Source organism: Nitrosomonas sp. Nm58 (assembly GCF_900107335.1).
In the GTDB taxonomy this organism is placed as follows: Bacteria; Pseudomonadota; Gammaproteobacteria; order Burkholderiales; family Nitrosomonadaceae; genus Nitrosomonas.
In genome coordinates, this window is record NZ_FNPQ01000038.1 from 1 (window position 1) to 23,735 (window position 23,735).

Below are 23,735 nucleotides of genomic sequence, written 5' to 3' on the forward strand. Positions count from 1 at the left end.
TCTTCTTACAAGCTCAAGGCTTAAGGTCGGACCGGCTTCCCCAGAAATCAGCGCAAGTTTAAAACAATTTAGTCGTTGGTTTTAATATACAAGGTCAAGCCGAAGTGGTCACGCAAAATGCGCCGCCACTCCTCCGAGGGTGGGCATATTTTCTACCGTAAACGCTAGCCAGAATGAGGACGCGTCCGCATTGACGCTCACCCGCATGCCGTCCTGCGCGAGCCGCTTAAGTCGGACCGCTTTCACCGCTAACAAGACCGCTACACCGTCCATCAGTAAACCATCAAATTCCGCCTCATGCTCCACTCGAGCTGGAATCTGGAGAAACAGCCACCTTGGCCGCCAGGCACCCAGGCACCCTTTTCGTTGGCCATTAAAGCCATCCTCTGTTAGACTGATGACGATTTAACACGACTTTGAGGCTTTAACCTGAGCGCCAATGCCATGACAACCGAACCGTGGGTCACCGCCGAGCAAGTCGCCCAGCATCTGGGCGTCGTGAAGGACACTGTCTACCGCTGGCGGGAGCGCAAGGGCCTGCCTGCGCACAAGATCGGACGGCTGTGGAAATTCCAGCTGTCCGAAGTCGATGAATGGGTGCGAGCGGGCGGGGCCGATGACGAGCCGGAGAGTGGGGACGAACAGAAATGAAGCGCAGCAGGGAAAGGATCGCGTGAGCTTGGAAGGACAACTCCTCGACCAGAAGTCCTTGCGAGCAGTGACCGGCAAGACGACAGACTGGAACGAAATCGCCAAGGATTGCATCGCCTTTGCCAATGCAACGGGCGGTCGGCTGCTGCTGGGCATCGAGGACGGGCAGGATGCGCCGCCAGCCGGTCAACAAATCCCCGCCGACCTGCCCGACACCCTTCGGCGCAAACTGGCCGAGCGCACTGTTAACGTTGCCGTGCTGCCCGATGTCGTCACCGCCCCCAATGGCGGCCAGTACATCGTGTTGCGGATTCCTCGCGGTGAGATGGATGCCGCCAAGCGCGACAAGCTGCTGCAGGCTTTGCGCGCATCCGACCGCGTCACGGCCTCGGAAGTGGTCAACCCCGGCCCGCTACCGCTGGGGGTCACACCGCAGAACGTGCTGCACACCACCGAGCGCGGTGCTGTGCGCTTCGAGGGCAACAACCGCTGGCGTCGGTATTGGGCGGTGTCATGAGCAGGCTATCGGACAACATGCGCCTTATCGGTGATAGCTGGGCGATACACCAGTTCGGCCCCCATGAATCAAAGGCTGCTATCGACCACAGCGACCAAACATGGGCGATAAAGCAAGCCACACATACCGCGCAGCCGCAGGGGAGGACGGTAACTCATGACCCAATCTGAGGCACAAACCCGGTCAGAACTGATTGACCGGCAACTCGCTCAGTCTGGCTGGAACGCCAAGGACCCCACGCAGGTTGTCGAGGAATTCGACATCCTGACCGCTTTGCCCGCAGGTGTGGCCGAACCCCGCACGCCCTACGAAGGCCACCAGTTCAGCGATTACGTCCTGCTGGGCAAAGATCGGAAGCCATTGGCCGTCATCGAGGCTAAGAAAACCAGCCGGGACGCCGCCATCGGCCGCGAGCAGGCCAAGCAGTATTGCTACAACATCCAGAAGCAGCTGGACGGTGAGCTGCCGTTCTGCTTCTACACGAATGGCCATTCAATTTACTTCTGGGACCTTGAGAACGCGCCGCCGCGCAAGGTGGTCGGCTTCCCCACGCGCGACGATCTGGAGCGCTTCGCCTATATCCGCCGCAATCGCAAACCGCTGACGCAAGAGTTCATCAACACCTCGATTGCCGGTCGTGACTACCAGATCCGCGCTATCCGCTCGGTGCTCGAAGGCATCGAGCAGAAAAAGCGCGATTTCCTGCTGGTGATGGCCACCGGCACCGGCAAGACCCGCACCTGTATTGCCATGGTCGATGCGCTGATGCGCGCTGGCCACGCCGAGAAGGTGCTGTTTCTGGTCGACCGTATCGCACTGCGCGAGCAGGCACTGGCGGCCTTCAAGGAGCACACGCCCAATGAGCCACGCTGGCCCAATGTGGGCGAAAAGCTGATTGCCAAAGACCGCCGCATTTACGTTGCCACCTATCCCACGATGCTCAACCTCATTCGGGACGAGGCACAGCACCTGTCACCGCACTTCTTCGATTTCATCGTCGTCGATGAGAGCCACCGCTCCATCTACAACACCTTCGGCGAAGTGCTCGACTATTTCAAAACCATCACCCTGGGTTTGACGGCCACGCCGACCGACATCATCGATCACAACACCTTTCAGCTTTTTCATTGCGAAGACGGCCTGCCGACCTTTGCCTACACCTTCGAGGAGGCTGTGAACAACGTGCCGCCTTACCTCTGCAACTTTCAGGTCATGAAGATTCAGACCAAGTTCCAGATGGAGGGCATCAGCAAGCGCACCATTTCGCTGGACGACCAGAAAAAGCTGATCCTGCAGGGCAAAGAGGTTGAGGAAATCAACTTCGAAGGTTCGCAGCTGGAAAAGCAGGTGATCAACAAGGGCACCAACACCCTGATCGTCCGCGAGTTCATGGAAGAAGCCATCAAGGATGCCAACGGCGTGCTGCCGGGAAAGACCATCTTCTTCTGCGCCACCAAGGCCCACGCCCGGCGCATGGAGGAAATCTTCGACAAGCTCTACCCGCACTACCACGGCGAACTGGCCAAGGTGCTGGTGTCGGACGATCCGCGCGTCTACGGCAAAGGCGGCCTGCTCGATCAATTCACCAACAACGACATGCCGCGCATTGCCATCAGCGTAGACATGCTCGACACCGGTATCGACGTGCGCGAGATCGTCAATCTCGTGTTCGCCAAGCCGGTGTATTCCTACACCAAGTTCTGGCAGATGGTCGGGCGCGGCACACGCTTGCTGGAAACCAGCAAGTCCAAGCCCTGGTGCCTTGAGAAAGATGTGTTCCTGATTCTCGATTGCTGGGACAATTTCGAATACTTCAAGCTCAACCCTAAGGGCAAAGAACTCAAGCCCCAGTCGCCACTGCCGGTGCGGCTGGTGGGCCTGCGCCTGGACAAGATCGAGAAGGTGAACGACAGCGGCCATGCCAACATCGCCACGCGCGAAATCGCCAAGCTGCGCCGGCAGATTGCCGCGCTACCCAAGGAATCGGTGGTGATCAAGGAAGCCGCCGCTGTACTGGCACGGCTGGAAGACGAAAACTTCTGGATCAGCCTCAGCCACGACCGGCTGGAATTCCTGCGCGCTGAAATCAAGCCGCTGTTCCGCACTGTCTCCGAGGCCGATTTCAAGGCCATGCGTTTCGAGCGCGACCTGCTGGAATATTCGCTGGCCGTGCTGAACGAAGACAAGGAACAGGCTGAAACCCTCAAAGCAGGCATCGTCGAACAGATCAGCGAACTGCCGCTCTCGGTCAGTTTCGTGAAGCAGGAAGAAACCCTGATCCGCGCCGCGCAAACCAGCCATTACTGGGCCAAGGCCGACGAAAACGCCTTCGATGACATGGTGGCCAAGCTCGGCCCGCTGATGAAATTCCGCGAGCAAAGCACCAGCCAGGAGCAAACCCACCTGGATCTGGCTGATGAACTGCACAAGAAGGAGTGGGTGGAATTCGGCCCGCAGCATGAGGCGGTCAGCATCACCCGCTACCGCGAAATGGTCGAGGCGCTGATTGCCGAGCTGACCGAACACAACCCGGTGCTGCAGAAAATCAAGAACGGCGAGACGGTCAGCGCGATTGAGGCCAACGAACTGGCCGAACTGTTGCACGAAGAGCACCCGCACATCACTGAAGACCTGCTGCGTCAAGTTTACAAAAACCGCAAGGCGCGCTTCATCCAGTTCATCCGCCACATTCTGGGCATTGAAGTGCTCAAGAGCTTTCCGGACGAAGTCAGCGCGGCGTTTGATCAGTTTATCCAGACCCACACCACGCTCAGCAACCGGCAGATGGAGTTCCTCAATCTGCTGAAGCACTTTATCATCGAGCGCGAAAAGGTGGAGAAGAAAGACCTGATCAACGCCCCCTTCACGGTCATCCACCCGCAAGGTATCCGTGGCGTGTTCAGTCCGGCCGAAATCAACGAAATCCTGCAGCTGACCGAGCGCCTGGCGGCATGATGACTATGAACCACGAAATACACGAAAGACACGAAAAGATTCTTTTCAAAGAGGAGTGTTATCAGATTCAGGGGGCTATTTTTGACGTGTACCGCGAGATGGGATGTGGTTTTCTCGAAACCGTCTATCAGGAATGCATGGAACGGGAGCTGGCAACACGAGAAGTTCCTTTTGTTTCCCAGCCAGAGCTGAAGCTACACCACAAAGGCGAATCACTGCGACCAATCTACAAGCCAGATTTTGTCTGCTTCGGGAAAATCATTCTTGAACTGAAGGCCGTCAAAGAGATTGCACCTGAATATAAGGCCCAAGTGATGAATTATTTAAAAGCAAGCAGGCTGAAACTTGGTTTGCTCATCAATTTTGGTTCCTATCCACAGGTTTTAACAACCCGACTGGCGCTATAACATTTTCATGTTTTTCGTGGTTAACAAGAAAGTTTAAAAATGCTACAGAACAACCCCGAACTCAAAAGCAAGATCGACCAGCTCTGGAACAAATTCTGGAGCGGCGGCATCAGCAACCCGCTCACCGCCATCGAGCAGATTACCTATCTGCTGTTCATGAAACGGCTCGACGAGTTGGATCTCAAACGCCAGGCCGGCGCGGAATTCATTGGAGAGAGGTGCGCCTCGAAGTTCGATGGCAAGTGGATTCCACCAGAATATCGCGCACGGCGAGAAGAAAGGGATACAGATGCCGAATGGGCGAAAAAGCTGGAAGACGAGAAGCACTATGAGATCGACAAGCAAACCCTGCGCTGGAGCGAATTCAAGCACATGCAGGCCGAAGAGATGCTGCAGCATGTGCAGGGCAAGGTGTTCCCCTTCCTCAAAGACCTCAACGGCACCGAGTCCAACTTTACCCGCCACATGAAGAACGCCGTGTTCATCATTCCCAAGCCAGCTTTGCTGGTGGAAGCGGTAAAGACCATCGACGACATCTTCGAGGTAATGGAGCGCGACTCGCGTGAGAACGGCCAAGCCTTTCAGGACATCCAGGGCGATGTCTATGAAATGCTGCTGTCCGAAATCGCCACCGCTGGCAAGAACGGCCAGTTCCGCACCCCGCGCCACATCATCAAGCTGATGGCTGATCTGGTGCGGCCCCAGCTGGGCCACAAGATTGCGGACCCGGCATGTGGTTCCGGCGGCTTCCTGCTCGGTGCCTACCAGTACATCGTCACCCAACTGGCCATCAAGGCGGGCACCAAAGACCTCGCCCCCGATGAAGATGGCTTCGTGCGCACCTCGGTCGCCGCCGCGCTCACCGAGAAAGCGCAGGCCATTCTGGCCAGTTCGCTGTGGGGCTACGACATCGACGCCACCATGGTGCGCCTGGGGCTGATGAACCTGATGATGCACGGCATCGACGAGCCGCACATCGACTACAAGGACACCCTCAGCAAGAGCTATACCGAGGAATCCGAATACGACATCGTGATGGCCAACCCGCCCTTCACCGGCAGCATCGACAAGGGGGACATCAACGAAGCCCTGCAGTTGGGCACCACCAAGACCGAGCTGCTGTTTGTCGAAAACATCTACCGCCTGCTGAAGAAAGGCGGCACCGCCTGCGTGATCGTGCCGCAGGGCGTGCTGTTCGGCTCAGGTGGCGCGTTCAAGACGCTGCGCCAGTTGCTGGTGGAGCGCTGCGAACTCAAGGCCGTCATCACCCTGCCCAGCGGCGTGTTCAAACCCTATGCCGGGGTCAGCACCGCCATTCTGCTGTTCACCAAGGTCTGGGGGCCGAAGGACAAAGTCACCCAGCCTGCTACCGAGCACGTCTGGTTCTACGAAATGGCCGCCGACGGCTATTCGCTGGACGACAAACGCAGCAAGCAGGAAGGCTTTGGTGACCTGCAAGACATCATTGCCAGGTATCACGCTCGCAACCCAGCCGCCGACACCGATCGCACCGCCAAGTGCTTTATGGTGCCGCGCACCGAGATCGCTGACGAGAAGAACAGCTACGACCTCTCGCTCTCCCGCTACAAAACCGATGTATTCGAGGAAGTGCACTACGACGCACCGGGCGTGATTCTGGATCGGCTAATCCAGGCCGAGGTGGGCGATGTGGATGAGGCGGAGCTGGCCAAGGTGCAGAGCGGCATTGTGCGTGAGTTACTGGAACTAAAGGAGATGATTGGATGAGGAACGCCAGTGACTTACCAAAAAATTGGCGCACTTACAATTTACCTGAATTGCTTTTCTTTCAAGAAGGCCCTGGTGTTAGGAATTGGCAGTTTACAGAGCAAGGAGTTAAGTTACTCAACGTCCGCAACATAAATTTTGGAAAACTAAACCTAGATGCGACAACCATACATATTTCAAAGGAAGAAGCCTACGGGAAGTATGCCCATTTTTTAGCTGATGCCGGCGACTTGGTAGTAGCAAGCTCAGGTATTGTTGTCGATAACTTTCATAACAAAATTGCTTTCATTTCTGCTGAGCATTTACCACTATGCATGAACACCAGCACCATCAGATTTAAAGTAATTAACCAAGAACTATTAAGCATAGATTTTTTTAAGATATTTCTAGGAACAAATAACTTCAAATCTCAACTGAAGAAGCTAATCACAGGTTCCGCCCAACTAAATTTTGGTCCAAGTCACTTAAGAAAAATACAAATCCCTCTCCCACCAATTGACGACCAAATCCGCATTGCCCATCTGCTTGGCAAAGTGGAAGGGCTGATCGCCCAGCGCAAACAACACCTGCAACAACTCGACGACCTGCTCAAGAGCGTGTTTCTGGAGATGTTTGGCGATCCGGTACGGAATGAGAAGGGGTGGGAACTACACTCACTGGGGTCTATCGGCAACGTACAAGGCGGTTTACAGGTTACGACGAAGCGTAATGACTACGAACTAAACGCTCCTTACCTCAGAGTTGCCAACGTCTACCGTGACAGACTCAACTTGAGTGAAATCAAGCGAATCGGCCTAACACCAGCAGAGCTAGACCGCGTTCGCCTACAACAGGGCGACCTATTAATTGTTGAGGGACATGGCAATCCAGAGGAAGTTGGTCGATCTGCGGTGTGGGATGGATCAATCGAAAGTTGTGTTCATCAAAACCATTTGATTCGTGTTCGAGTTGATTCATCCCGGATTACACCTTTCTACGCCAGTTTCTTTGTCAACTCGCCTGGTGGAAGGCGGCAGATGTTTAGAGCTGGGAAAACGACCTCTGGGTTAAATACCATAAGCAGCAAAAACGTGAAGGAGACAATGGTGGTGGTACCACCGTTAGAACTCCAAAACAAATTCGCAATCATTGCCGAGAAAGTCGAAGTCATCAAATCCCGCTATCAACAAAGCCTCGCCGATCTGGAAGCCCTCTACGGCGCGCTGAGCCAACAGGCTTTCAAGGGCGAATTGGATTTGTCGTGCTTCCCCTTGCCACAGCAACTTCGAAAGGCAGGTAATCGATGCGCCACGAATTACGCGAAATAAGAAATACAAGGGATGAGTATAATGACCATTAACAACATCGAAATCGAAAATGTCCGAGGTATCGAGTTACTTAGAATCCCGGACAAGATTTTAAAGAATCGCCCTAACATTTTGGTTGCTGCCAACGGCTTTGGTAAAACCTCCATTGCTGTTGCATTCAAAAGCATTGCCAGTCAAACATCCCTCAAATTGCATGACGAAGCGCGGCATCTGCATAGCGCAACAAAACCCGCAAAAATTAGTTTGGATATTGCTGATAAAGGACTAACAAAAAAGCTATATGTAACTGAAGCCGCGCACTCCAATGAGATTCGCAAAAACCTCGACATTCATGTGATCGGTGATATGCGGCGCATCAAGGCCAGCGCCAGAAATATGGGAGGGTTTCCAAGAGCAAGTGCCAAACAAGTTATTGACCCAATTGTTATCTGCAATAAGCCAAATGAGGTTGCTAACCCTTACAAAGTTTCCGCTACTAAACAGGCGTTTGGTAATCGCGGTCGTTTGCTGCAAAACCTAGACAACGCACTTTTCGCATCACCACAGTTCATCATGCGCTCGACTGAATTTATGGAGGCAATCACTCCATTGATAAAAGAGCGAAGATGGACAAAGATTGAAACAATACAAGCAACAATTTCCGCTCATAGTGGTGACAACGCGGAAGCCATTAGTGCTGCCACTGCTGACATCGAACAAATACTTACTGAGGCCGACTTCAAGTTGGCAGTGCAGATCATCGTCGATACTTCTGATCAAGATAAAAACACTGCATTTTTGTCGCTTTGGCAACTGGTGTTTCTTGTGAGAGAAAATCTAGCGCAACTAAACGGCTATTTGGAATGGTTGCGTTATAAAGAAATCAAAAAGTCGTTGAAAACGCATGTGGCTGATCTTAACAGTTCGTGGAAAGATGCCAACGTAAAGGAAACCAAGGGGAAGCTGGTTGTTGAGTTACCAGACCCATCACATATCTCCAATGGCCAAAGAGATATTCTTTTACTAGTAGCTATGTTTCATGTGGCGAAACATCAGCTGACCAAGGAAAAAGCCATTCTCATCATCGACGAAGTATTTGATTATTTGGATGATGCTAACTTAACCGTTGCCCAGTACTACATCACCGAGCTTATTGAAGATTATAAGCGACAAGGCAGGGCAATCTACCCGATCATCCTCACCCACTTGAACCCAGCATTTTTCAAGAACTACGTCTTCAGCAACCAAAACGTCATCTATCTAGACAAGAACCATTCGTTCGATTCTTGCGACGCAATGAAGAAACTAATTTCCGCCAGAAATGATGAGAGTGTTGGCGAGGAGATTAAAAACAATATTTCAAAATATTTTGTTCATTATCATACGGATAAATTTGATTTCTCTGCAGACCTCCAAACGATAAGTGGAACCCGGTCTAGCTGGGGAAAGCATGGAAAATTTCAGGCGTTTACTGAAGAAGAGTTCAATAAATACAAAAACAACCAACCCTATGATCCGTTAGCGATTTGCGCCATAACGCGCAGAACCATTGAGATGCTTGCCTATAGACAAATCGAACATCTACCAGGTGCAAACGGCTTCTTTAATGTTAAGAAAACTAGCCAAAAGCTTGATTGGGCCAGCCAGCGCGGGGCTATCGTTCCTGAAACGCACTATCTTCTACGCGTTATCTTTGACGACGGTTTACACTGGAATTTGGGCAGAGATAATACGATCCCCATCGTCGCAAAGCTGGGCAATTCGATCATCAAAAAGTTAATTGTTGAGCTTGTGTCTCCACTCTTGCCTATGGGAAATGCGCCATGATCGAGAATGGCAATAAGCTGCCGTTGCTTGTCAACAATCCCGTTCCGTACACGGCATTGACGAGCGCTACAAGGCCAAGTTCTGCGGAGAGAATGACGGCAAGTACTGGCTCACGCAGGTGCTGGACATGAAATATTCGGGTTAATTGGGGCTCAATATTACTCCCAGCAAGGAGGCGGGTGTATCACATCGGGTGAGTTATGAACGCAAAGAGCGGCAAATACCGCTCTTTGTAGGTTTCTGGTTTCTGGTTTCTGGTTTCTGGTTTTAACCCGATTATTTCTTGGCAACTGCGCCCTTGAAAGTTGCGCCGGCAGAGAATTTCGGCACGGTTGTCGCAGCAATCGAGAGCTTCTCGCCGGTCCTGGGATTCTTGCCTTCACGGGCAGCGCGTTGAGTTGTTTTGAATGAACCGAAACCAGGCAGCGTCACGTCATCACCGTTACTCACGGTTTCAACGATGGTATCCAGCACGGCATTCAAGGCACGACCTGCATCAGCCTTGGTTAAGTTGGCGCGGATGGCAATCTGCTCAATCAGTTCGGTCTTGTTCATCGCTTAAAATACTCCTGTGGGTTGAGAAGCCCGCAGTATAACCGGTTAGGCTTTGTTGTCAGCATGAAATCGATGAGAAAATACCAAAGTACCTTTATGGAACCAATTGGACTACAACGGGCTTTTAATTGGAGATTGCCATGTCTGTGAACGTAAAGTTATCAAAGAATCTGGTCGCTCAGGCCAAGCGTTACGCGCAAATTCAGCATCGCTCGGTACCCAAGCAAATCGAATACTGGTCACAGATTGGCAGAATCGCTGAGGAAAATCCCGATTTACCGTTCAGCATGATTCGCGACATCTTACTCGCTGATCAGGAGGAGCCTGTCGGCGAATATAAGTTCGGCTGATGCGATTGCTTGTTACCTCTGCGTTCGAGCGTGCAGTAAAAAAGCTGCATCCCCAGCAGAAATCTGAGCTTGATGAGGCAGTACGTACCATCGCTAACCATCCTGAGCGTGGTGAAGCGAAGGTGGGAGATCTTCGTGGCGTTCGAGTCTACACGTTCCGTTTATCGAACCAGTTGTGCATGCTGGCTTACCGTATTCTCGATGAGAATAGCCTGAAACTGCTGATTCTTGGAGCTCATGAGAATTTTTATCGCGATCTCAAATGGCAGGAGAAGTAGTTTTTTAGGCTAAAACTGCTTTGCGCTGTGAAGCCACGCCAGTAAAGGTTTGTTCACATCCAGCCAGCATTGCCTGTTTGCCGGTAAATAATTCCCAGCGGCGCGCAATCACATCACAATACTTCGGATCGAGTTCCATCAGACGAGCTTGACGTCCCGATTTCAGGACGTGAGGAGTTGCGGATGGCGCGCTCCACCAACTCCACGGGTCTCATCGTGGGATGGAGATCATTCTTGGTTGGTTTATTGAAAAACCACACACCCCCTAGTCGCGGCCGCCACACCAGTAGTGCGATGCTCCCTCACGCCAGCCGTACAAAATAGGTTCATATTGCCGCTGATAATCGACCCGCCCTAAGAGGCTGTTTGGAGATTCTGAGTGCTAGCCCCAATATTGCACAAGCATTAAAAACAGGAGCGAATTTGCCGGATATTCATTTTTCATTTGCATGAATCGTATTGCTACTCAGAATTTGTTGTTGAGCAAAGCGCTTTTTTGTATTCTCCGGTGAAAGTCGCAACAGAAATGGGGCTTTCTTTAGTTACAGGAGACATAGATCATCTACCACATGGTTTAATCTACCACATGGTTTATTTTATGCGGTAAAAGTCAGTGATGATCATGGAAATGCGTTATCCAGGAGTAAGCTTGGCGGAAACCTGGAAGAAAAGTTTCTGGTAGGGACAGCTACTTGCGAGTAGAAAGCGAATACGGCGGGTATTGCGCAGGATGACGGCACCGATTTTAATCAGTTTGAGGCGTAATGTGCCCACATAGACATGAGCCAGCCCATCATGCTTGCAGCTTGCCTGCCGACGATTATCTTCCAGCACCTGAGCAACGGCTTTACTCAGCTCAATGTGCTTAGGACCCGAATATTTCATAAATTGGCACGTGCCAATTTATGAAATATTCGGGTTAGCGTGTCAATGCTATTTGTCTCCGACCACGGAGCCTGCAGAACTGGATCGAAGACAGAATCAATAAGAAGTGGCAGCATAAGGGTGGCTAGTTGGAAGGCGGAAAATATAGGGTAGTTCAGCAACCAATCGATTACAATCATTGTCGACATCCCATACGTGACGATCAATACGTTACAGACTGCAGGAATCTTCGTCACCCCAAAAACAATGATTATGTTCAATTGTAATTAAGGAGAAAGTCATGGCTGCCATGATGAAAGCTGCTGTATTCGTTAAGCCCGGCCGGATCGAGTTGACTGACAAACCCATTCCAAATATTGGCCCCAACGATGCGTTGGTGAGAATAACCACGACCACCATCTGTGGCACGGATGTCCACATTCTCAAAGGAGAATATCCCGTTGCCAAAGGCCTGACCGTCGGTCATGAACCTGTGGGTGTAATAGAAAAACTCGGAAGTTCGGTTCAGGGATACAAGGAAGGTCAGCGTGTGATCGCTGGCGCTATTTGCCCCAGTTTCACTTCCTACGCCTGCCAGGATGGCTACCCCTCCCAGGATGGCAGCTACCTGATTCCGGCAGGGCAATGTGGATCCCACGGCTATAAGGCGACGGCGGGCTGGCGCTTTGGCAATCTGATCGACGGGACCCAGGCGGAATACGTTCTGGTCCCGGATGCACAAGCCAATCTCGCGCCTGTTCCCGATGGCCTGACTGATGAGCAAGTACTAATGTGTCCGGACATCATGTCCACCGGGTTCAAAGGTGCGGAGAACGCCAATATCAAGATCGGCGACACGGTCGTGGTATTCGCACAAGGCCCGATTGGCTTGTGCGCGACGGCCGGCGCACGCTTGCTGGGAGCTACTACCATCATCGCCATTGACGGTAACGACCATCGCCTGGGTATCTCGAAAATGATGGGTGCCGACATCACCTTGAACTTCAAGAACTGCGATGTCGTCAGCGAGATTATGAAACTCACCGAAGGACGCGGAGTCGATGCAGCCATCGAAGCACTAGGCACCCAAGCGACCTTTGAATCCGCGCTGCGCGTACTGAAACCAGGTGGCACGTTGTCTAGTCTCGGCGTCTATTCCAGCGATCTGACGATTCCGTTATCCGCGTTCGCCGCGGGTTTGGGCGATCATCGTATCAACACGGCGCTCTGCCCAGGGGGCAAAGAGCGTATGCGCAGACTGTTGAACGTAGTCGAATCTGGCCGCGTCGATCTCGAGGTGCTGGTGACGCACCAGTACAAATTGGATGATATCGTCTCCGCATACGACCTGTTCGCGAACCAGCGGGACGGTGTCTTGAAGGTAGCGATTAAGCCCTTCTAACGCGAATTTATGAAATATTCGGGTAAACATATTGCGCCCGATTTGAGATGAATCTGATGGATGGAATGATTTCAAGATGGCCAGGGAAAACAGGGAGAATGAGGTTTTTTACAGTCTCAACGTTAATAATGGAGTGCTTTGGCTAAATTCTGATTTATTTAACAACGACCATCTGCGCCCTCCAGCAGCCTGCGATAGTCCGCGACGGTGGCGTCGACCGAAAACTCGGCAGCACGTGCTCGTAAGCGTGCCGCATCCGGAGGAGCTGCCAAGGTCGTAAGTATCGCACTCGCCATCGCTTCAGGATTTCCGATCGGCACCAGCGAACCGTAGGTGCCATCCTGCAGGATCTCACGCGGACCGCTCGGGCAATCGGTACTGATTACGGGACATCCGCTCGCCAACGCTTCCGCCAGCACTAGCGCAAAGCCCTCCCATGCCGACGACAAGACAAATAGAGAGGCGCGGCTCATCCAGGCGAAGGGGTTGTCGACGAAGCCGGGCATGAGGACGTCGTCCTGCACGCCGAGTTGGTGGCAGAGCGTCTCGAGCATCTTGCGCTCGCTGCCTTCGCCCAGAATGGCCAGTTGCAGATCGCGTTGCTTCCGCGCGATGGCAAAGGCACGGATAAGCGTGGGGAAATCCTTCTGGCGGTGCAGGCGACCGACGCCGAGGATGATCGGACGCGAGCGGTCAGTGAGCCAGGGGTGCTCGACCGGCATTTCACCGGCGCGGGCGATCGCTTCGGCATCGACAGGATTATAGATCAGCGTGATCAGCTCCTCGGGGAGGCGCGTTGTCTGGGCTAGGTCCTGCGCCACCCCGCGGGATACGGCGGCGATCGCGTCAGCTTCCGGGTAGAAGCGCCGAACGAGCCCAGGGTAGGCCCGGCGAAACACGCCGTGGCCGCGGTGCGCCACGATTGACAGTGTATTGTGCTCACTGACTACCAGCCGGGCAGGGACGCCGGCGGCCGCGCGCGCGATGATTGCCGCAAGATTGGACTGGGTTCCCGCTGCTAGAATAGCGTCGGGCTTCGCAGTACGCAGATACTCTATAAGCGCAGGGAGGCGCCGGAACATGTCCGGCTTGAGGGGTGTCAGGAGGGGCAACAGCCGAAACGCATCGCGAGGACGCGCCTTGAGCAATGCAAGATCGCTGGAGAACACATTGCTGTGAGGCAGACATCGAATGCTCGCGCCTGGCGGCAGCTTGGAAATTGTTCCGGCGTCATGGCCCGTCAGGACCTCCACCTGAATGCCGGTCTTCGCAAAGGCTTCGGCCAGCAGCAGAACGATGCGCTGCATTCCACCACCCTCGAGTGTGCGCACAATCAGTGCGAGCGAGCGGATCGGCAGGGCCGCCATGATCGTCAGCCTACCAAGCCAGCAAATGGAACTTTGGCATCAGCACACGATACCTGTCGCCAATGCGGCCGCGTCGCTGGCCGGTACGCGTTCGCCATATCGGCTATCCGAGAGAATTTCGCGCGAGCGCCAGCCATAGAATTCCCGGTCTCACGAAAGAAATACGTTGCCGCTTTATTGCATATTAGATAAATATTGAGCTCCAGTCCTTTCTCAACATATTCGTCCGCAGGTGAGAGAAAACCAGCAGGAATGCGATACTGTAATAGGGGCAATATACACACAACAGAATCAATCTCAGCTCGCTGCAGGAAAGGCAGCGTCGATATGTCAGAAGGAACGAATGAAATGATGGCTGTCATGGCAGGTACTTTTAGTACATGATGAGTCATACAGTATAAAACACTCATTTAGCGAATAACAATGACAGGATGTGTGAAAGTTTTTGCCTGGCTTATCCACGTTCCGGCCTGATCAACTTATATCATGTGGCGACCATGCCAGAGATTGAGCAGCGTTATAACATTACGCCCTCTACCGATATTTTGGTTATTCGTGATCGCGTCAATAGTCAGGCAAGATCAATAATGCTCCCGGGGTTGACTTCCCATGGGATTTCTAAATCACTGGCGATAAAGCCAATGTTTAAACACGCGTTTTGTCGTCAACGCTGCCTTATTCCTGTCGCTGGTTTCTATGAATGGAAATTTCTGGCAAGAGGTAAAGCCAAACAACCATTTTATGTCTCTGCCATCAGGGTCAGCAGTGTTGTGGTCACTCTGTTCTAACCAGGCGCAAATCTGCTGCACTTCTTGCTTGAGTCTTTTCAGTTTCTTGGCATCGCGTTGAGCTGTGGCTTCGTCAGTGGGAGCTGTGCTAGCCCGAATATTTCATAAATTTGCGTGATGATCACGCAGGATTTTGATTAATAGGGAAGTCTTGAGAAGGAGGGGTGTAGTGATTCATACACCCGACTGAGCAAAATCTTTCTTATTAATCAAAAGACAAGTGAGGGCACGTGCTAATTTATGAAATATTCGGGCTAGGCCTGGCGATGCTTGTTGATGATATTCTGGTCCGCCGCTTCCATCTTGGCGGCTGGACACGATAACATTCGATGCTCCAGTCTTGTGGCGACTCGACCGATACAGCATGTCTCACCTGCTGATGGCCAATACGAAGGCAGCGCGATATTCACGGATCCGCCTTATGGTATCCACTATGCCAACTTTGCCTGCGACAAGCTGCGCGGCACGAGTCAGCCTATCCTGAACGACAACCTCAGCAAGAATTTCGGATCTTTCCTTGAAGCGACTCTGGCACCGACACTCAACCTTTTGCGATGTCTTCCACGCTTAGCGACAAAATATCATCTGCAGCGGGTTGTACCAGTTTTACGTTTACAGAGATGGTAATTTCCAGATCAAAAGTTCATTTTTACCCAATTGGTTCCATAAAAGAATCCCGATAAGGGTTTTATCATCAGTTTCATGATGAAAATAAAATCTAAACGGTTATACTGCGCGTTTCTCAACTAACAGGAGCATTCTCAGTATGAACAAGACAGAACTGATTGAACAAATTGCCGTTCGCACCCATTTAACCAAAGCCGATGCAGGCCGTGCCGTGAATGCGGTGCTTGACACCATCGTTGAAACCGTGAGTAACGGTGATGACGTGACGCTGCCCGGCTTCGGTTCATTTAAAACAGTCCAGCGTGCTGCTCGTGAAGGCAAGAACCCCAAGACAGGCGAGAAACTTTCGATCGCTGCAACAATCGCACCAAAATTCACTGCTGGCGCAACTTTCAAGAGTGCAGTTGCCAAGAAATAACTCGGCTAAAACTGAAACCCAGAGAAAGCGGAGTTTGCTGCCCTTCGTCTTTGTGACTTCCCTGGTGAACGCGCTGTTCCTTGGTTCTGTCAGGCTGAATCCGCAAAAATGATGGGCAAATAATTGAAGGCCTCAATGAATATTTCGATACGCGCTTACGTTCGTCACCATGGCGTAACTGACCCCGTCATAACCAGCGCGCGCAGTCAACGAAATAATCAAAGGGCCGCTTCACGCCTCGTGAAATCAGGGTGATGTTCTGGAACATGTTAGCTTGTGGCGCCTCTTGAAAGTCAGATTAAATTGCTTAAAAATATGATGCTACAAGGAAATTTTTCATAGCACGCTGTTTCTTTACAAAAAAATAAAGCCAAACTAACGATAGATATCAAACTAAGTAAAGTTAAACTCAAGTCGCATCACACTATTTCCAATAGCCTTCAATTAATTGGTATAGACTGGCAAATACATTCCCCGCTCAATTTCTCATATCATGACAATATCCCAATCTCCTCAACTTTCCAGTAAGGATATCATGCTGTCCCTTATGATAGGGGCAATAGGCGTAGTCTACGGCGACATTGGCACCAGTCCCCTCTATGCCATGAAGGAGGCTTTCAATGGCGCACATGCTCTTTCACCAGAGCCACAAAACATCCTTGGCGTTCTCTCGTTGGTCTTCTGGGCGCTGACTATTGTGGTGTCACTCAAGTATGTGCTTTTCATGATGCGCGCTGACAACAAGGGAGAAGGCGGCATCATGGCGCTGATTGCGCTGACGCAACGGATAAAGAAAGATAATTCACGGCTACGCGGGCTCTTAGCTTCACTTGGGTTATTTGGTGCGGCGCTCTTTTATGGAGACGGCATGATCACTCCGGCCATCTCGGTACTCAGCGCTGTGGAGGGGATAGCGGTTACCGCCCCGGCACTGGAGTCCTGGGTCATTCCTCTAGCAGTAGTTGTTTTGGTGCTACTGTTTCTGTTTCAGCCGCGCGGCACTGCTGGGATAGGGAGGCTGTTTGGCCCTATCATGGTAGGTTGGTTTCTGGTATTAGCACTCCTAGGAGTAATCAACATTATCCAGCACCCTCTCGTGCTCAAGGCGATGAACCCGGCCTATGGTATTGACCTACTGCTACATCATGGGTGGTTTGGATTTTTGGTGCTGGGCACTGTGGTACTAGCAATCACGGGAGCTGAGGCACTTTATACTGACATGGGTCATTTTGGCCGGCGACCGATCCAGTTTGCCTGGTTTGGATTTGTCTGGCCGGCATTGCTGCTAAATTATTTTGGCCAAGGAGCGTTGCTGCTAAGTGATCCAATGGCAGCGCGCAACCCATTCTATCTGATGGCTCCCTCATGGGCGCTCTATCCCATAATTGCCCTTGCCACAGCTGCAACGGTCATCGCTTCGCAGGCAGTGATCACAGGCGCCTTCTCGGTCACCCGGCAGGCTATCCAGCTTGGCTATATTCCCCGGATGCAGATGCTACACACTTCGGAACGCGAGGTGGGGCAGATTTACATCCCATTTGTGAACTGGCTCCTAATGCTGGGAGTGGTGGCACTGGTAGTAGGGTTTGGTTCCTCTAGTAATCTAGCGGCAGCCTACGGCATAGCCGTAACCGCCACGATGGCCATTGATACGCTATTGGTTTTCTTTGTGATTTATGGCCTATGGCGCTGGCATTGGGCAGCGGCAGTTGCAATCATCACCGTTTTTCTCGTGATTGACCTTGCCTTTGTCAGTGCCAATCTGATGAAAGTGATTCACGGTGGCTGGTTCCCGCTGCTCATCGCAACAGTTATCTTTACTCTGCTGGCTACTTGGAAGAAAGGACGCAACATCCTGATTCAACGTCTTCAGGCTGATGCAATAGATATCGGTTTTTTCGTTACCAATATCGAAAAGCATCCACCGATCAGAGTGCCAGGCACAGCAGTGTTCTTGACTACCCGATCCACTGGTGTGCCTCATGCTCTGCTCCATAACCTAGCGCATAACAAGGTGCTACATGAACAAGTAGTGCTGCTGACGGTGGTCACTGCTGATGTTCCGTTTATACCTATGAATGAACGTACCGAAATTACATCGCTGGGAAACGGCTTCTATCGTGCTCTCTTTCATTTCGGTTACAAGGATGAACCCGATGTTCCAGCAACGCTGGCTCAATGTGAATCGCTAGGACTGAAGTTCAATATGCTTGAGACTTCCTTCTTTCTCAGCCGCGAAACCCTCATCCCCACTCATCTTCCAGGTATGGTGCCGTGGCGTGAAAAGCTTTTTATTACGATGGCTCGCAATGCCTCTAGCGCTATGACACTGTTCAAAATCCCAGCTAACCGTGTAATTGAGCTAGGAACACAAGTTGAGTTGTGAGTCGATCATAGTCACGCGCTAGAGAATATCGCCAAGAATAATTAATAGCAATGTATATAGGTAATAAAGGGTTGGGAAAGAAGCGATGCTGGTGTTTCATTACAAAAATGAGTTGTTTTATTTTAATGATTAGCTGTTTTTTTGAATGAAATGTAGTTAAATACTAGATATCGCAGCAGAAAAGCTAGTGATATTAATTGCAATCCAACAGAGAACCGATTGTTCATCGGTCCCAGTTCCGAAGCAGTTACCATAAGTAGTATCGATTTGAATGTGATCAGAATACATCCAATATCGAAAACCAACATGAAAAAATGGTCTGCCCTGATTCTGTCCAAACGTTTCAGGGATTATGGTTATGCATCTTTGATGCCTTACTGTTTGATCAGCAACTACTCCTCACAGGCAACTTGATCTTCTGCGTCTAAGCGCATGCTCTCGCGCTGAGAACCAACATCCTCTTATTCAGAGCACATCTTTCTTGGTATCCGGCCGAAGGGCCGGCATGTTAACCCAGTTAGTCTTCCCGCTTCGACATTACCTGGGTTAATTGGACACCAGCACCTTCGTATTTTTTAATCTCCTACTTCAGCTTTCTCACCCATCAGGAATTATTAAGTGGAACATCATGATAGGTTTTGACATGAGGCCCGAGATAAACTCGAGCATATATCCTTACCAGTGAGAGGCCAACGATAACAAAACTCAAAGCCAGGACAAACGCGAACAACACCTGGTCTGTATGAATATGCGTGAAAACAAGATCTATGCCGAGGAAAGAGGGTGTAATCGGAAAACCCATCAGTCCCAAGCAGGCAAGCAGAAAAATGAAAGCCTGTCCAGGGTGCTCGTAAACATGACCGTGCTTTTCTTTCAGATCAGTTCCGGGCTCCAACCTGCTCGTCCAGCTCAAACAAAGGAACCCGATCAAGCCTGAAAGAATTACACCACCCAGAAAGATTTGAAGTTCCAGATCTGTCACCTCTTCATAGAACGACATCGCCAGCGCCATCCACAGATAGTTCATGATAATGAAGAACCAGCTGAGGCGAGGGCTCATTCTCTCGGTGAAAGATTTGAGCACCACGATCAGGCCTATCAGGGCAAATAGCGTTGGCAGGAATACTTGCACTTCGGCTGGCAGTGATTGCTTGAAGTGCAAGCAAGCTAGTCCGCCGATAAAAGTTGCAGTCACAATCAAAAACCCTTGGACTCCCGACAATACAAGATTCAGCTTGCGGCCGATCCACTTCACCGGATCCCAGAAAAATACATACATAAAAGAATCGAGATTAAATTCTTTCACGCCCAGCATATACATGGAGTACCCGATCCCTTTGAAAGCCGTGTGCTCATCGGAAGACTGCCGAGGAACAAAGTGATAAAACTGATCCCGAATGAGATAGGTTACTACCGATGGCGAGACCAGCAGTTGATAGCAACGAAGGAACGCGTTACCTGCGAAATGAATCAAGGCAATATCATAAAAGCCCAACGCGATTTCGATGAAGATGATCCCGATCTGCGCGATTGAAGAGTAAGCAATCTGCGTTTTGATCGTCGATTGTACGCGAGCAATAAACGTAGCGACAATACTGGTAAACAGGCCGAGCAGGAACACGATTGACACGATAGCTATCTGGCTTTCCCAGAAAGGATAAGTGCGAAGCAGAAGAAATGCTCCCAAATGTGCCGAGAGAGAGCCATAGAAGATTGCACTGGATGGTGTCGGCCCTTCCATCGCGCGCGGCACCCATGAGGAAAATGGCAGCTGGCCCGATTTAACTGCGGCAGCGAGCACCAACATGAGGGATATCAGGATGCCCACTTCGGCGTTATCCTGGAGAGCCTGGCCAACCAGTTCCGGGTGCAGCAGCTTCGAGAAAGTAATGTTTTCATGCCACAGATGATGACTCATCCAGATAACCAGGATCAGCCCCATATCGGCAACGCGAAATACGGTAAATACCTTCAGGGCATTTTTTACCGGCAGATACCGTGCTCTATAGAACCCGATCAGCAGAAAGGAGGTGATCCCAAATACTTCCCATCCGATGAAAAGGGTCTCGAAATTTCCCGAGAATATGATGATGTTATAGCCGATATAAAAGAACAGAATCGTATTGAAAAAGCGTTTATAACCCTGTTCTCGATGCAAGTACCATCTGGAATACACCGTTATCATGAAAACCAGAAAAGAACCGACAAAAAGGTAAACCGCAGTGATCTTATCGAAATAGAGTGAAATGAAAAACTGATAACGTTCCGTATCATAAAGAATAAGCTCAACTGTCTGGAGCGTCGGATAGCCGCTGGCCAGCCAGAGCGCCAAGAATGCCCAACCAATAACCATTTGGATGCCCGTGGTAGAGTAGGCTATCCACGAGATAGCATCCTCCTTCCGCGGTGGAATGATCATGCTCAGGAAAAATCCAATTAATGGAATGAATATGAACAGTTTGAGCAGGGATGTCAGTAGCGGTGTCATTTTTGCTCCTTATCAATGAAGTAGACGGGTAAATTCTCTTGGGTTGCTTCGACAATGTTGGTGAACTCTGCTTTCTTGGCGCCTTCCATCAATTTGGGAATATCCGATATGGTTTCCAGTCCCTGCAACAAGGGCTTATACACAGTCGAGAAATTTCCGTCCTTGAATAAGTGAAGCTGACCCGTTTCCGGGTGTACCACCACGGTGTGCACCCAATAATTTTCATAAAACGAATAATTTGCTGCAGCAGCTTTGATCACCTTCAGCACTACATCAGGATAGTGCTCTATGATGACAAGGAGACGAACAGGATCGTGCACTTCGATCATCTGGCTTGGCAGACCGGTTCTCAGATCACCATCAGCGCCGTTTGCCACCCCGATAAGTCCCATAACGTTGTGGGGCAGCTTTGTTCCCGCACCCATTTTATGATTGTCAGTTCGGGAGAAAAAATACTCGAGATCAATACCTCCCATAACCGGCGCGATGGGTCCCATGGAGATGGCGAGGAACTTGCCCTCGGGATCGGCCCGGTAGTCGTAAGAACTCGATGACGCCCGTCTGTCCAGAAACAGGTTTTCGGACAAACTGCGTCTACCGACGATACAAACCGCGTTGGTGGCGTGATTGAGTTCCGGCCGGGGCTCGAATAACGAGACCGACCTGCGGCGGATTTCTTCATGAATCTCTCTGGGACTCATCTTGGTGTTGATCGACACCAGTCTTCTTGATCTCTCTTTCGCATGCAGATCCAGGGCTTCGGTAAATACCAGAGAATTTCTCTTGTGTATTGCCGCATTCTCCGGCGAGAGCTTGCTTTCATCGAAAAACGCTACCTCGTCACGCGTGGTATCGTGCAGGCCCGGAACGAATTGCGTCTCCGGTGGAATAATGATTCCTTTTGCAGCAAGTCCTTCCCTGACCTTGGGGTGATTGGCCATATAGCAGAAGGTTCTCGCATTGACCGAACCAGGTCTACCGCCACAGGCTCCACAATCGTAAGCGGCATAGTGGGGGTTGTTAACGCTAGTGGCGCCATGGCCGATGATGTAGACGATGGGAGCAAAGGTCTTTGCCACCCCATTCAGCGAGGTACTGTTCAGAACACCTTCTACCCTCTGAATCATCTCCGGAATGGTGAATCCGATCTGTAATCCGTTTTCCTTGTCTTCCGGGTTCTTATTTTCGATGGTGAGCTCCGAAACTTCGCTCATATGAGCAAAGGAGGAAGCCATAGCAGGCATATCGGACGGCCTAAAGACATTCAATGCCAACCTGAGGGCAGACACGAATCCAAGAGTCTGGGAAATCAGCCAGCCCTGAAAAAGGGAATGCGACGACTTCGAGAAATGAGCCTCTTTCTTTATCTTCCCGTTGCTGCCCACCTCTTTGACCAAGTATTTCGGGAAAACGGGAGCGGGGCAGCATTTGGTATAGAATTTTCCATTTTCCGGCTGATAATACAGCTCCACATTGAAAAACCCTGCAGTCGTAAAGGTTTCGCAATTTGGATCGAGTTGTTCGAGGTAGCGACGAAACGAAGTAAGCCGGTCATCAATACAAAAGAAAGTCTGAAAGCTTTTGTTCTCGATCTTCCTTTCCCAGCTCTTGTCCTGCTGGGCGATACCCGTCAGTACCTGGTCATAATAAGACCATTCGAAAGCGTCATGCCAGAGTGAATACGCCTCGTCCACTTCCGTTTCAGGAACATCGTCGAAAAGTGAAACCGGCCTCTCTTCCAGAATACTGCCGATAGGCTGCCAGCTTTCCCCGAAATAGGAGTCCAGCGCGTCAATTTCCATGAGGAGCTCGAAGACGATCAGATCGTGAAGTGTAATCTCCTTCGGATTGAGGAGGGATTCCGGTTGTTCCTCGATAGTGCCCACTATGCCCGACCACCCGGGATGAGCAAACTGCTGATCATACAAATACTGTTCGTAGAGCGATTCATCCCCCACAACGATCTTCAGCAGATCCTTTAACTCGCAATTGCCGGAAACGAGCAATTCTTTGGCTCTTTTGGTCTTGAAGAAACTCGTGAAACTCTTCGCCTCCATTTCCCTCAGGGCAGCAAGAAAGCCTTTATGTCCGATGGGGAAACCCCAGACGGAAATCCCCTGATCAAGATAGCTGCAAAGTATCCGGAAAAGAAGTGGATGAACCATCAAATCCAGATCGATCGGATATTTCCTCTTCCAGTTTTTTCTGAGCTGCCCTACGCGAGGGGTAACGGATTCGTCATATTTCTTGTGAAGCAGTTTTTGCATCCATTCATCAAGATGCTCGGCCCCTTTGCGCTCGGTAATGACTCTCTCCAGGACATCCTTGCGAATACGTCGGGACTCGTAGAGTTCCCTGTATTCACTCAGCGCCAGCGAGGGAAAGTAGCCAAATATTCTTTTTGCATGACGTATGCCATCATAGAACTTGAGATCCTGAAACGCGTGCAAGGTGTTATGATGAATGAAGTTTTTCAGCGGAGCTTGGTTTGGCAGGCGGTGCTTCAGATCATGCATTACCTTGTGCTTGTCGAAAACGACAGAAGTTTCCGGGAGTTCTTTTGTAGAATCCTTTACTAGCCTGATCTTTGCTTCCTCTTTTTGTACTTGTTTATCCTTATCAATTACTGCTGACATAATATATGATCCTTTTCGTGATTGTCTTCCGGGCCAAGTTTTCCCGATCACCCCAAACAACGTTCGAGCTAGTCGCCAGTCAACACCTCCTTTCTCTCAAGAAACACAATATATCCACATGATTAGTTGAATGATTTTTTAAGTTGATTGAGGAGCGGGAACGAGTTGCATACCAAGTTTTTCAGCG

At 50.9% G+C, this 23,735-nt stretch carries 21 protein-coding genes; 14 read left to right on the top strand and 7 right to left on the bottom strand.

Annotated elements, in window-relative coordinates; translation table 11 throughout:
* Window positions 1–444 precede the first annotated feature (444 nt).
* The 7 genes from BLW34_RS11915 (at window position 445) to BLW34_RS11945 (ending at window position 9,389) form a co-directional block, all read left to right on the top strand.
* Entirely contained in the window at window positions 445–651 is a 207-nt protein-coding gene (locus BLW34_RS11915; protein ID WP_090543064.1) for a helix-turn-helix domain-containing protein, read from the top strand.
* Between the two features lie 28 nt (window positions 652–679).
* The gene (locus tag BLW34_RS17045) at window positions 680–1,168 is read left to right on the top strand and encodes an AlbA family DNA-binding domain-containing protein (protein WP_256203771.1); all 489 of its coding nucleotides are present in this window, start codon (window positions 680–682) and stop codon (window positions 1,166–1,168) included.
* 156 nt (window positions 1,169–1,324) lie between these two features.
* The gene (locus tag BLW34_RS11925) at window positions 1,325–4,123 is read left to right on the top strand and encodes a type I restriction endonuclease subunit R (protein ID WP_090579873.1); all 2,799 of its coding nucleotides are present in this window, start codon (window positions 1,325–1,327) and stop codon (window positions 4,121–4,123) included.
* Window positions 4,124–4,128: 5 nt separating this feature from the next.
* A complete protein-coding gene (locus tag BLW34_RS11930; protein WP_090579919.1) occupies window positions 4,129–4,530 on the top strand; it encodes a GxxExxY protein in 402 nt (133 codons plus the stop codon).
* Window positions 4,531–4,569: 39 nt separating this feature from the next.
* The gene (locus BLW34_RS11935; RefSeq protein WP_090579876.1) at window positions 4,570–6,276 is read left to right on the top strand and encodes a type I restriction-modification system subunit M; all 1,707 of its coding nucleotides are present in this window, start codon (window positions 4,570–4,572) and stop codon (window positions 6,274–6,276) included.
* Window positions 6,273–7,583 carry a restriction endonuclease subunit S gene (locus tag BLW34_RS11940; protein WP_090579879.1) on the top strand — a complete coding sequence of 437 codons (1,311 nt, stop codon included), beginning with the start codon at window positions 6,273–6,275 and terminating at the stop codon, window positions 7,581–7,583. Before BLW34_RS11935 ends, BLW34_RS11940 begins: the two co-directional genes overlap by 4 nt.
* Window positions 7,584–7,604: 21 nt before the next feature.
* Window positions 7,605–9,389 (top strand): OLD family protein, encoded by a 1,785-nt coding sequence (locus BLW34_RS11945; RefSeq protein ID WP_090579882.1) that lies wholly within the window; start codon window positions 7,605–7,607, stop codon window positions 9,387–9,389.
* Between the two features lie 276 nt (window positions 9,390–9,665).
* On the opposite strand, the gene BLW34_RS11950 is transcribed toward BLW34_RS11945, so the two are convergent.
* On the bottom strand, window positions 9,666–9,944 hold the full coding sequence (locus BLW34_RS11950; protein WP_090579885.1) for an HU family DNA-binding protein: 279 nt from the start codon (window positions 9,942–9,944) through the stop codon (window positions 9,666–9,668).
* A 140-nt stretch (window positions 9,945–10,084) separates the two neighbouring features.
* Here BLW34_RS11950 and BLW34_RS11955 point away from each other — a divergent pair, with 140 nt between their 5' ends.
* The gene (locus BLW34_RS11955; RefSeq protein WP_090579888.1) at window positions 10,085–10,294 is read left to right on the top strand and encodes a TA system antitoxin ParD family protein; all 210 of its coding nucleotides are present in this window, start codon (window positions 10,085–10,087) and stop codon (window positions 10,292–10,294) included.
* Window positions 10,294–10,572, top strand: coding sequence for a type II toxin-antitoxin system RelE/ParE family toxin (locus BLW34_RS11960; RefSeq protein WP_090543052.1), 279 nt, complete (start codon window positions 10,294–10,296; stop codon window positions 10,570–10,572). The genes BLW34_RS11955 and BLW34_RS11960 overlap by 1 nt, the downstream gene beginning before the upstream one ends.
* Before the next feature lie 4 nt (window positions 10,573–10,576).
* Here the strand turns inward: BLW34_RS11960 and BLW34_RS17050 are convergent, their stop codons facing one another.
* Window positions 10,577–10,711: a hypothetical protein gene (locus tag BLW34_RS17050; RefSeq protein WP_256203772.1), complete on the bottom strand. Its 135-nt coding sequence runs from the start codon at window positions 10,709–10,711 to the stop codon at window positions 10,577–10,579.
* A 494-nt stretch (window positions 10,712–11,205) separates the two neighbouring features.
* Complete coding sequence (locus BLW34_RS17055) at window positions 11,206–11,457, bottom strand: transposase (protein ID WP_256203773.1); 252 nt, start codon at window positions 11,455–11,457, stop codon at window positions 11,206–11,208.
* Between the two features lie 280 nt (window positions 11,458–11,737).
* Here BLW34_RS17055 and BLW34_RS11980 point away from each other — a divergent pair, with 280 nt between their 5' ends.
* Window positions 11,738–12,838 (top strand): NAD(P)-dependent alcohol dehydrogenase, encoded by a 1,101-nt coding sequence (locus BLW34_RS11980; protein ID WP_090579892.1) that lies wholly within the window; start codon window positions 11,738–11,740, stop codon window positions 12,836–12,838.
* Between the two features lie 158 nt (window positions 12,839–12,996).
* On the opposite strand, the gene BLW34_RS11985 is transcribed toward BLW34_RS11980, so the two are convergent.
* Both BLW34_RS11985 and BLW34_RS11990 read right to left on the bottom strand, forming a co-directional pair.
* Window positions 12,997–14,205 (bottom strand): glycosyltransferase, encoded by a 1,209-nt coding sequence (locus tag BLW34_RS11985; RefSeq protein WP_090579894.1) that lies wholly within the window; start codon window positions 14,203–14,205, stop codon window positions 12,997–12,999.
* A 5-nt stretch (window positions 14,206–14,210) separates the two neighbouring features.
* Complete coding sequence (locus BLW34_RS11990; protein WP_090579897.1) at window positions 14,211–14,597, bottom strand: S24/S26 family peptidase; 387 nt, start codon at window positions 14,595–14,597, stop codon at window positions 14,211–14,213.
* 39 nt (window positions 14,598–14,636) lie between these two features.
* On the opposite strand from BLW34_RS11990, the gene BLW34_RS11995 reads away from it, so the two are divergent.
* The 4 genes from BLW34_RS11995 (at window position 14,637) to BLW34_RS12010 (ending at window position 18,424) form a co-directional block, all read left to right on the top strand.
* Entirely contained in the window at window positions 14,637–14,993 is a 357-nt protein-coding gene (locus BLW34_RS11995) for an SOS response-associated peptidase family protein (protein WP_090579900.1), read from the top strand.
* A 276-nt stretch (window positions 14,994–15,269) separates the two neighbouring features.
* Window positions 15,270–15,620: a hypothetical protein gene (locus BLW34_RS12000; protein ID WP_090579902.1), complete on the top strand. Its 351-nt coding sequence runs from the start codon at window positions 15,270–15,272 to the stop codon at window positions 15,618–15,620.
* 139 nt (window positions 15,621–15,759) lie between these two features.
* Entirely contained in the window at window positions 15,760–16,038 is a 279-nt protein-coding gene (locus BLW34_RS12005) for an HU family DNA-binding protein (RefSeq protein ID WP_090579907.1), read from the top strand.
* A 535-nt stretch (window positions 16,039–16,573) separates the two neighbouring features.
* A complete protein-coding gene (locus BLW34_RS12010; protein WP_256203774.1) occupies window positions 16,574–18,424 on the top strand; it encodes a potassium transporter Kup in 1,851 nt (616 codons plus the stop codon).
* Between the two features lie 604 nt (window positions 18,425–19,028).
* Here BLW34_RS12010 and BLW34_RS12020 read toward each other — a convergent pair.
* Complete coding sequence (locus BLW34_RS12020) at window positions 19,029–20,912, bottom strand: proton-conducting transporter transmembrane domain-containing protein (RefSeq protein WP_177166026.1); 1,884 nt, start codon at window positions 20,910–20,912, stop codon at window positions 19,029–19,031.
* Window positions 20,909–23,548 (bottom strand): YbcC family protein, encoded by a 2,640-nt coding sequence (locus BLW34_RS12025; RefSeq protein WP_090579916.1) that lies wholly within the window; start codon window positions 23,546–23,548, stop codon window positions 20,909–20,911. Before BLW34_RS12025 ends, BLW34_RS12020 begins: the two co-directional genes overlap by 4 nt.
* Window positions 23,549–23,735: the final 187 nt, after the last annotated feature.

Coding starts and splice junctions, on each gene's coding strand:
- BLW34_RS11960 (WP_090543052.1), top strand. CDS start 10,294: ATGCGATTGCTTGTTACCTCTGCGTTCGAGCGTGCAGTAAAAAAGCTG.
- BLW34_RS12005 (WP_090579907.1), top strand. CDS start 15,760: ATGAACAAGACAGAACTGATTGAACAAATTGCCGTTCGCACCCATTTA.
- BLW34_RS11935 (WP_090579876.1), top strand. CDS start 4,570: ATGCTACAGAACAACCCCGAACTCAAAAGCAAGATCGACCAGCTCTGG.
- BLW34_RS11995 (WP_090579900.1), top strand. CDS start 14,637: ATGTGTGAAAGTTTTTGCCTGGCTTATCCACGTTCCGGCCTGATCAAC.
- BLW34_RS11925 (WP_090579873.1), top strand. CDS start 1,325: ATGACCCAATCTGAGGCACAAACCCGGTCAGAACTGATTGACCGGCAA.
- BLW34_RS11955 (WP_090579888.1), top strand. CDS start 10,085: ATGTCTGTGAACGTAAAGTTATCAAAGAATCTGGTCGCTCAGGCCAAG.
- BLW34_RS12020 (WP_177166026.1), bottom strand. CDS start 20,912: ATGACACCGCTACTGACATCCCTGCTCAAACTGTTCATATTCATTCCA.
- BLW34_RS11940 (WP_090579879.1), top strand. CDS start 6,273: ATGAGGAACGCCAGTGACTTACCAAAAAATTGGCGCACTTACAATTTA.
- BLW34_RS17050 (WP_256203772.1), bottom strand. CDS start 10,711: ATGGAACTCGATCCGAAGTATTGTGATGTGATTGCGCGCCGCTGGGAA.
- BLW34_RS11985 (WP_090579894.1), bottom strand. CDS start 14,205: ATGGCGGCCCTGCCGATCCGCTCGCTCGCACTGATTGTGCGCACACTC.
- BLW34_RS11990 (WP_090579897.1), bottom strand. CDS start 14,597: ATGACTCATCATGTACTAAAAGTACCTGCCATGACAGCCATCATTTCA.
- BLW34_RS11915 (WP_090543064.1), top strand. CDS start 445: ATGACAACCGAACCGTGGGTCACCGCCGAGCAAGTCGCCCAGCATCTG.
- BLW34_RS12010 (WP_256203774.1), top strand. CDS start 16,574: ATGCTGTCCCTTATGATAGGGGCAATAGGCGTAGTCTACGGCGACATT.
- BLW34_RS11980 (WP_090579892.1), top strand. CDS start 11,738: ATGGCTGCCATGATGAAAGCTGCTGTATTCGTTAAGCCCGGCCGGATC.
- BLW34_RS12025 (WP_090579916.1), bottom strand. CDS start 23,548: ATGTCAGCAGTAATTGATAAGGATAAACAAGTACAAAAAGAGGAAGCA.
- BLW34_RS11930 (WP_090579919.1), top strand. CDS start 4,129: ATGAACCACGAAATACACGAAAGACACGAAAAGATTCTTTTCAAAGAG.
- BLW34_RS12000 (WP_090579902.1), top strand. CDS start 15,270: ATGATATTCTGGTCCGCCGCTTCCATCTTGGCGGCTGGACACGATAAC.
- BLW34_RS11950 (WP_090579885.1), bottom strand. CDS start 9,944: ATGAACAAGACCGAACTGATTGAGCAGATTGCCATCCGCGCCAACTTA.
- BLW34_RS17055 (WP_256203773.1), bottom strand. CDS start 11,457: ATGAAATATTCGGGTCCTAAGCACATTGAGCTGAGTAAAGCCGTTGCT.
- BLW34_RS11945 (WP_090579882.1), top strand. CDS start 7,605: ATGACCATTAACAACATCGAAATCGAAAATGTCCGAGGTATCGAGTTA.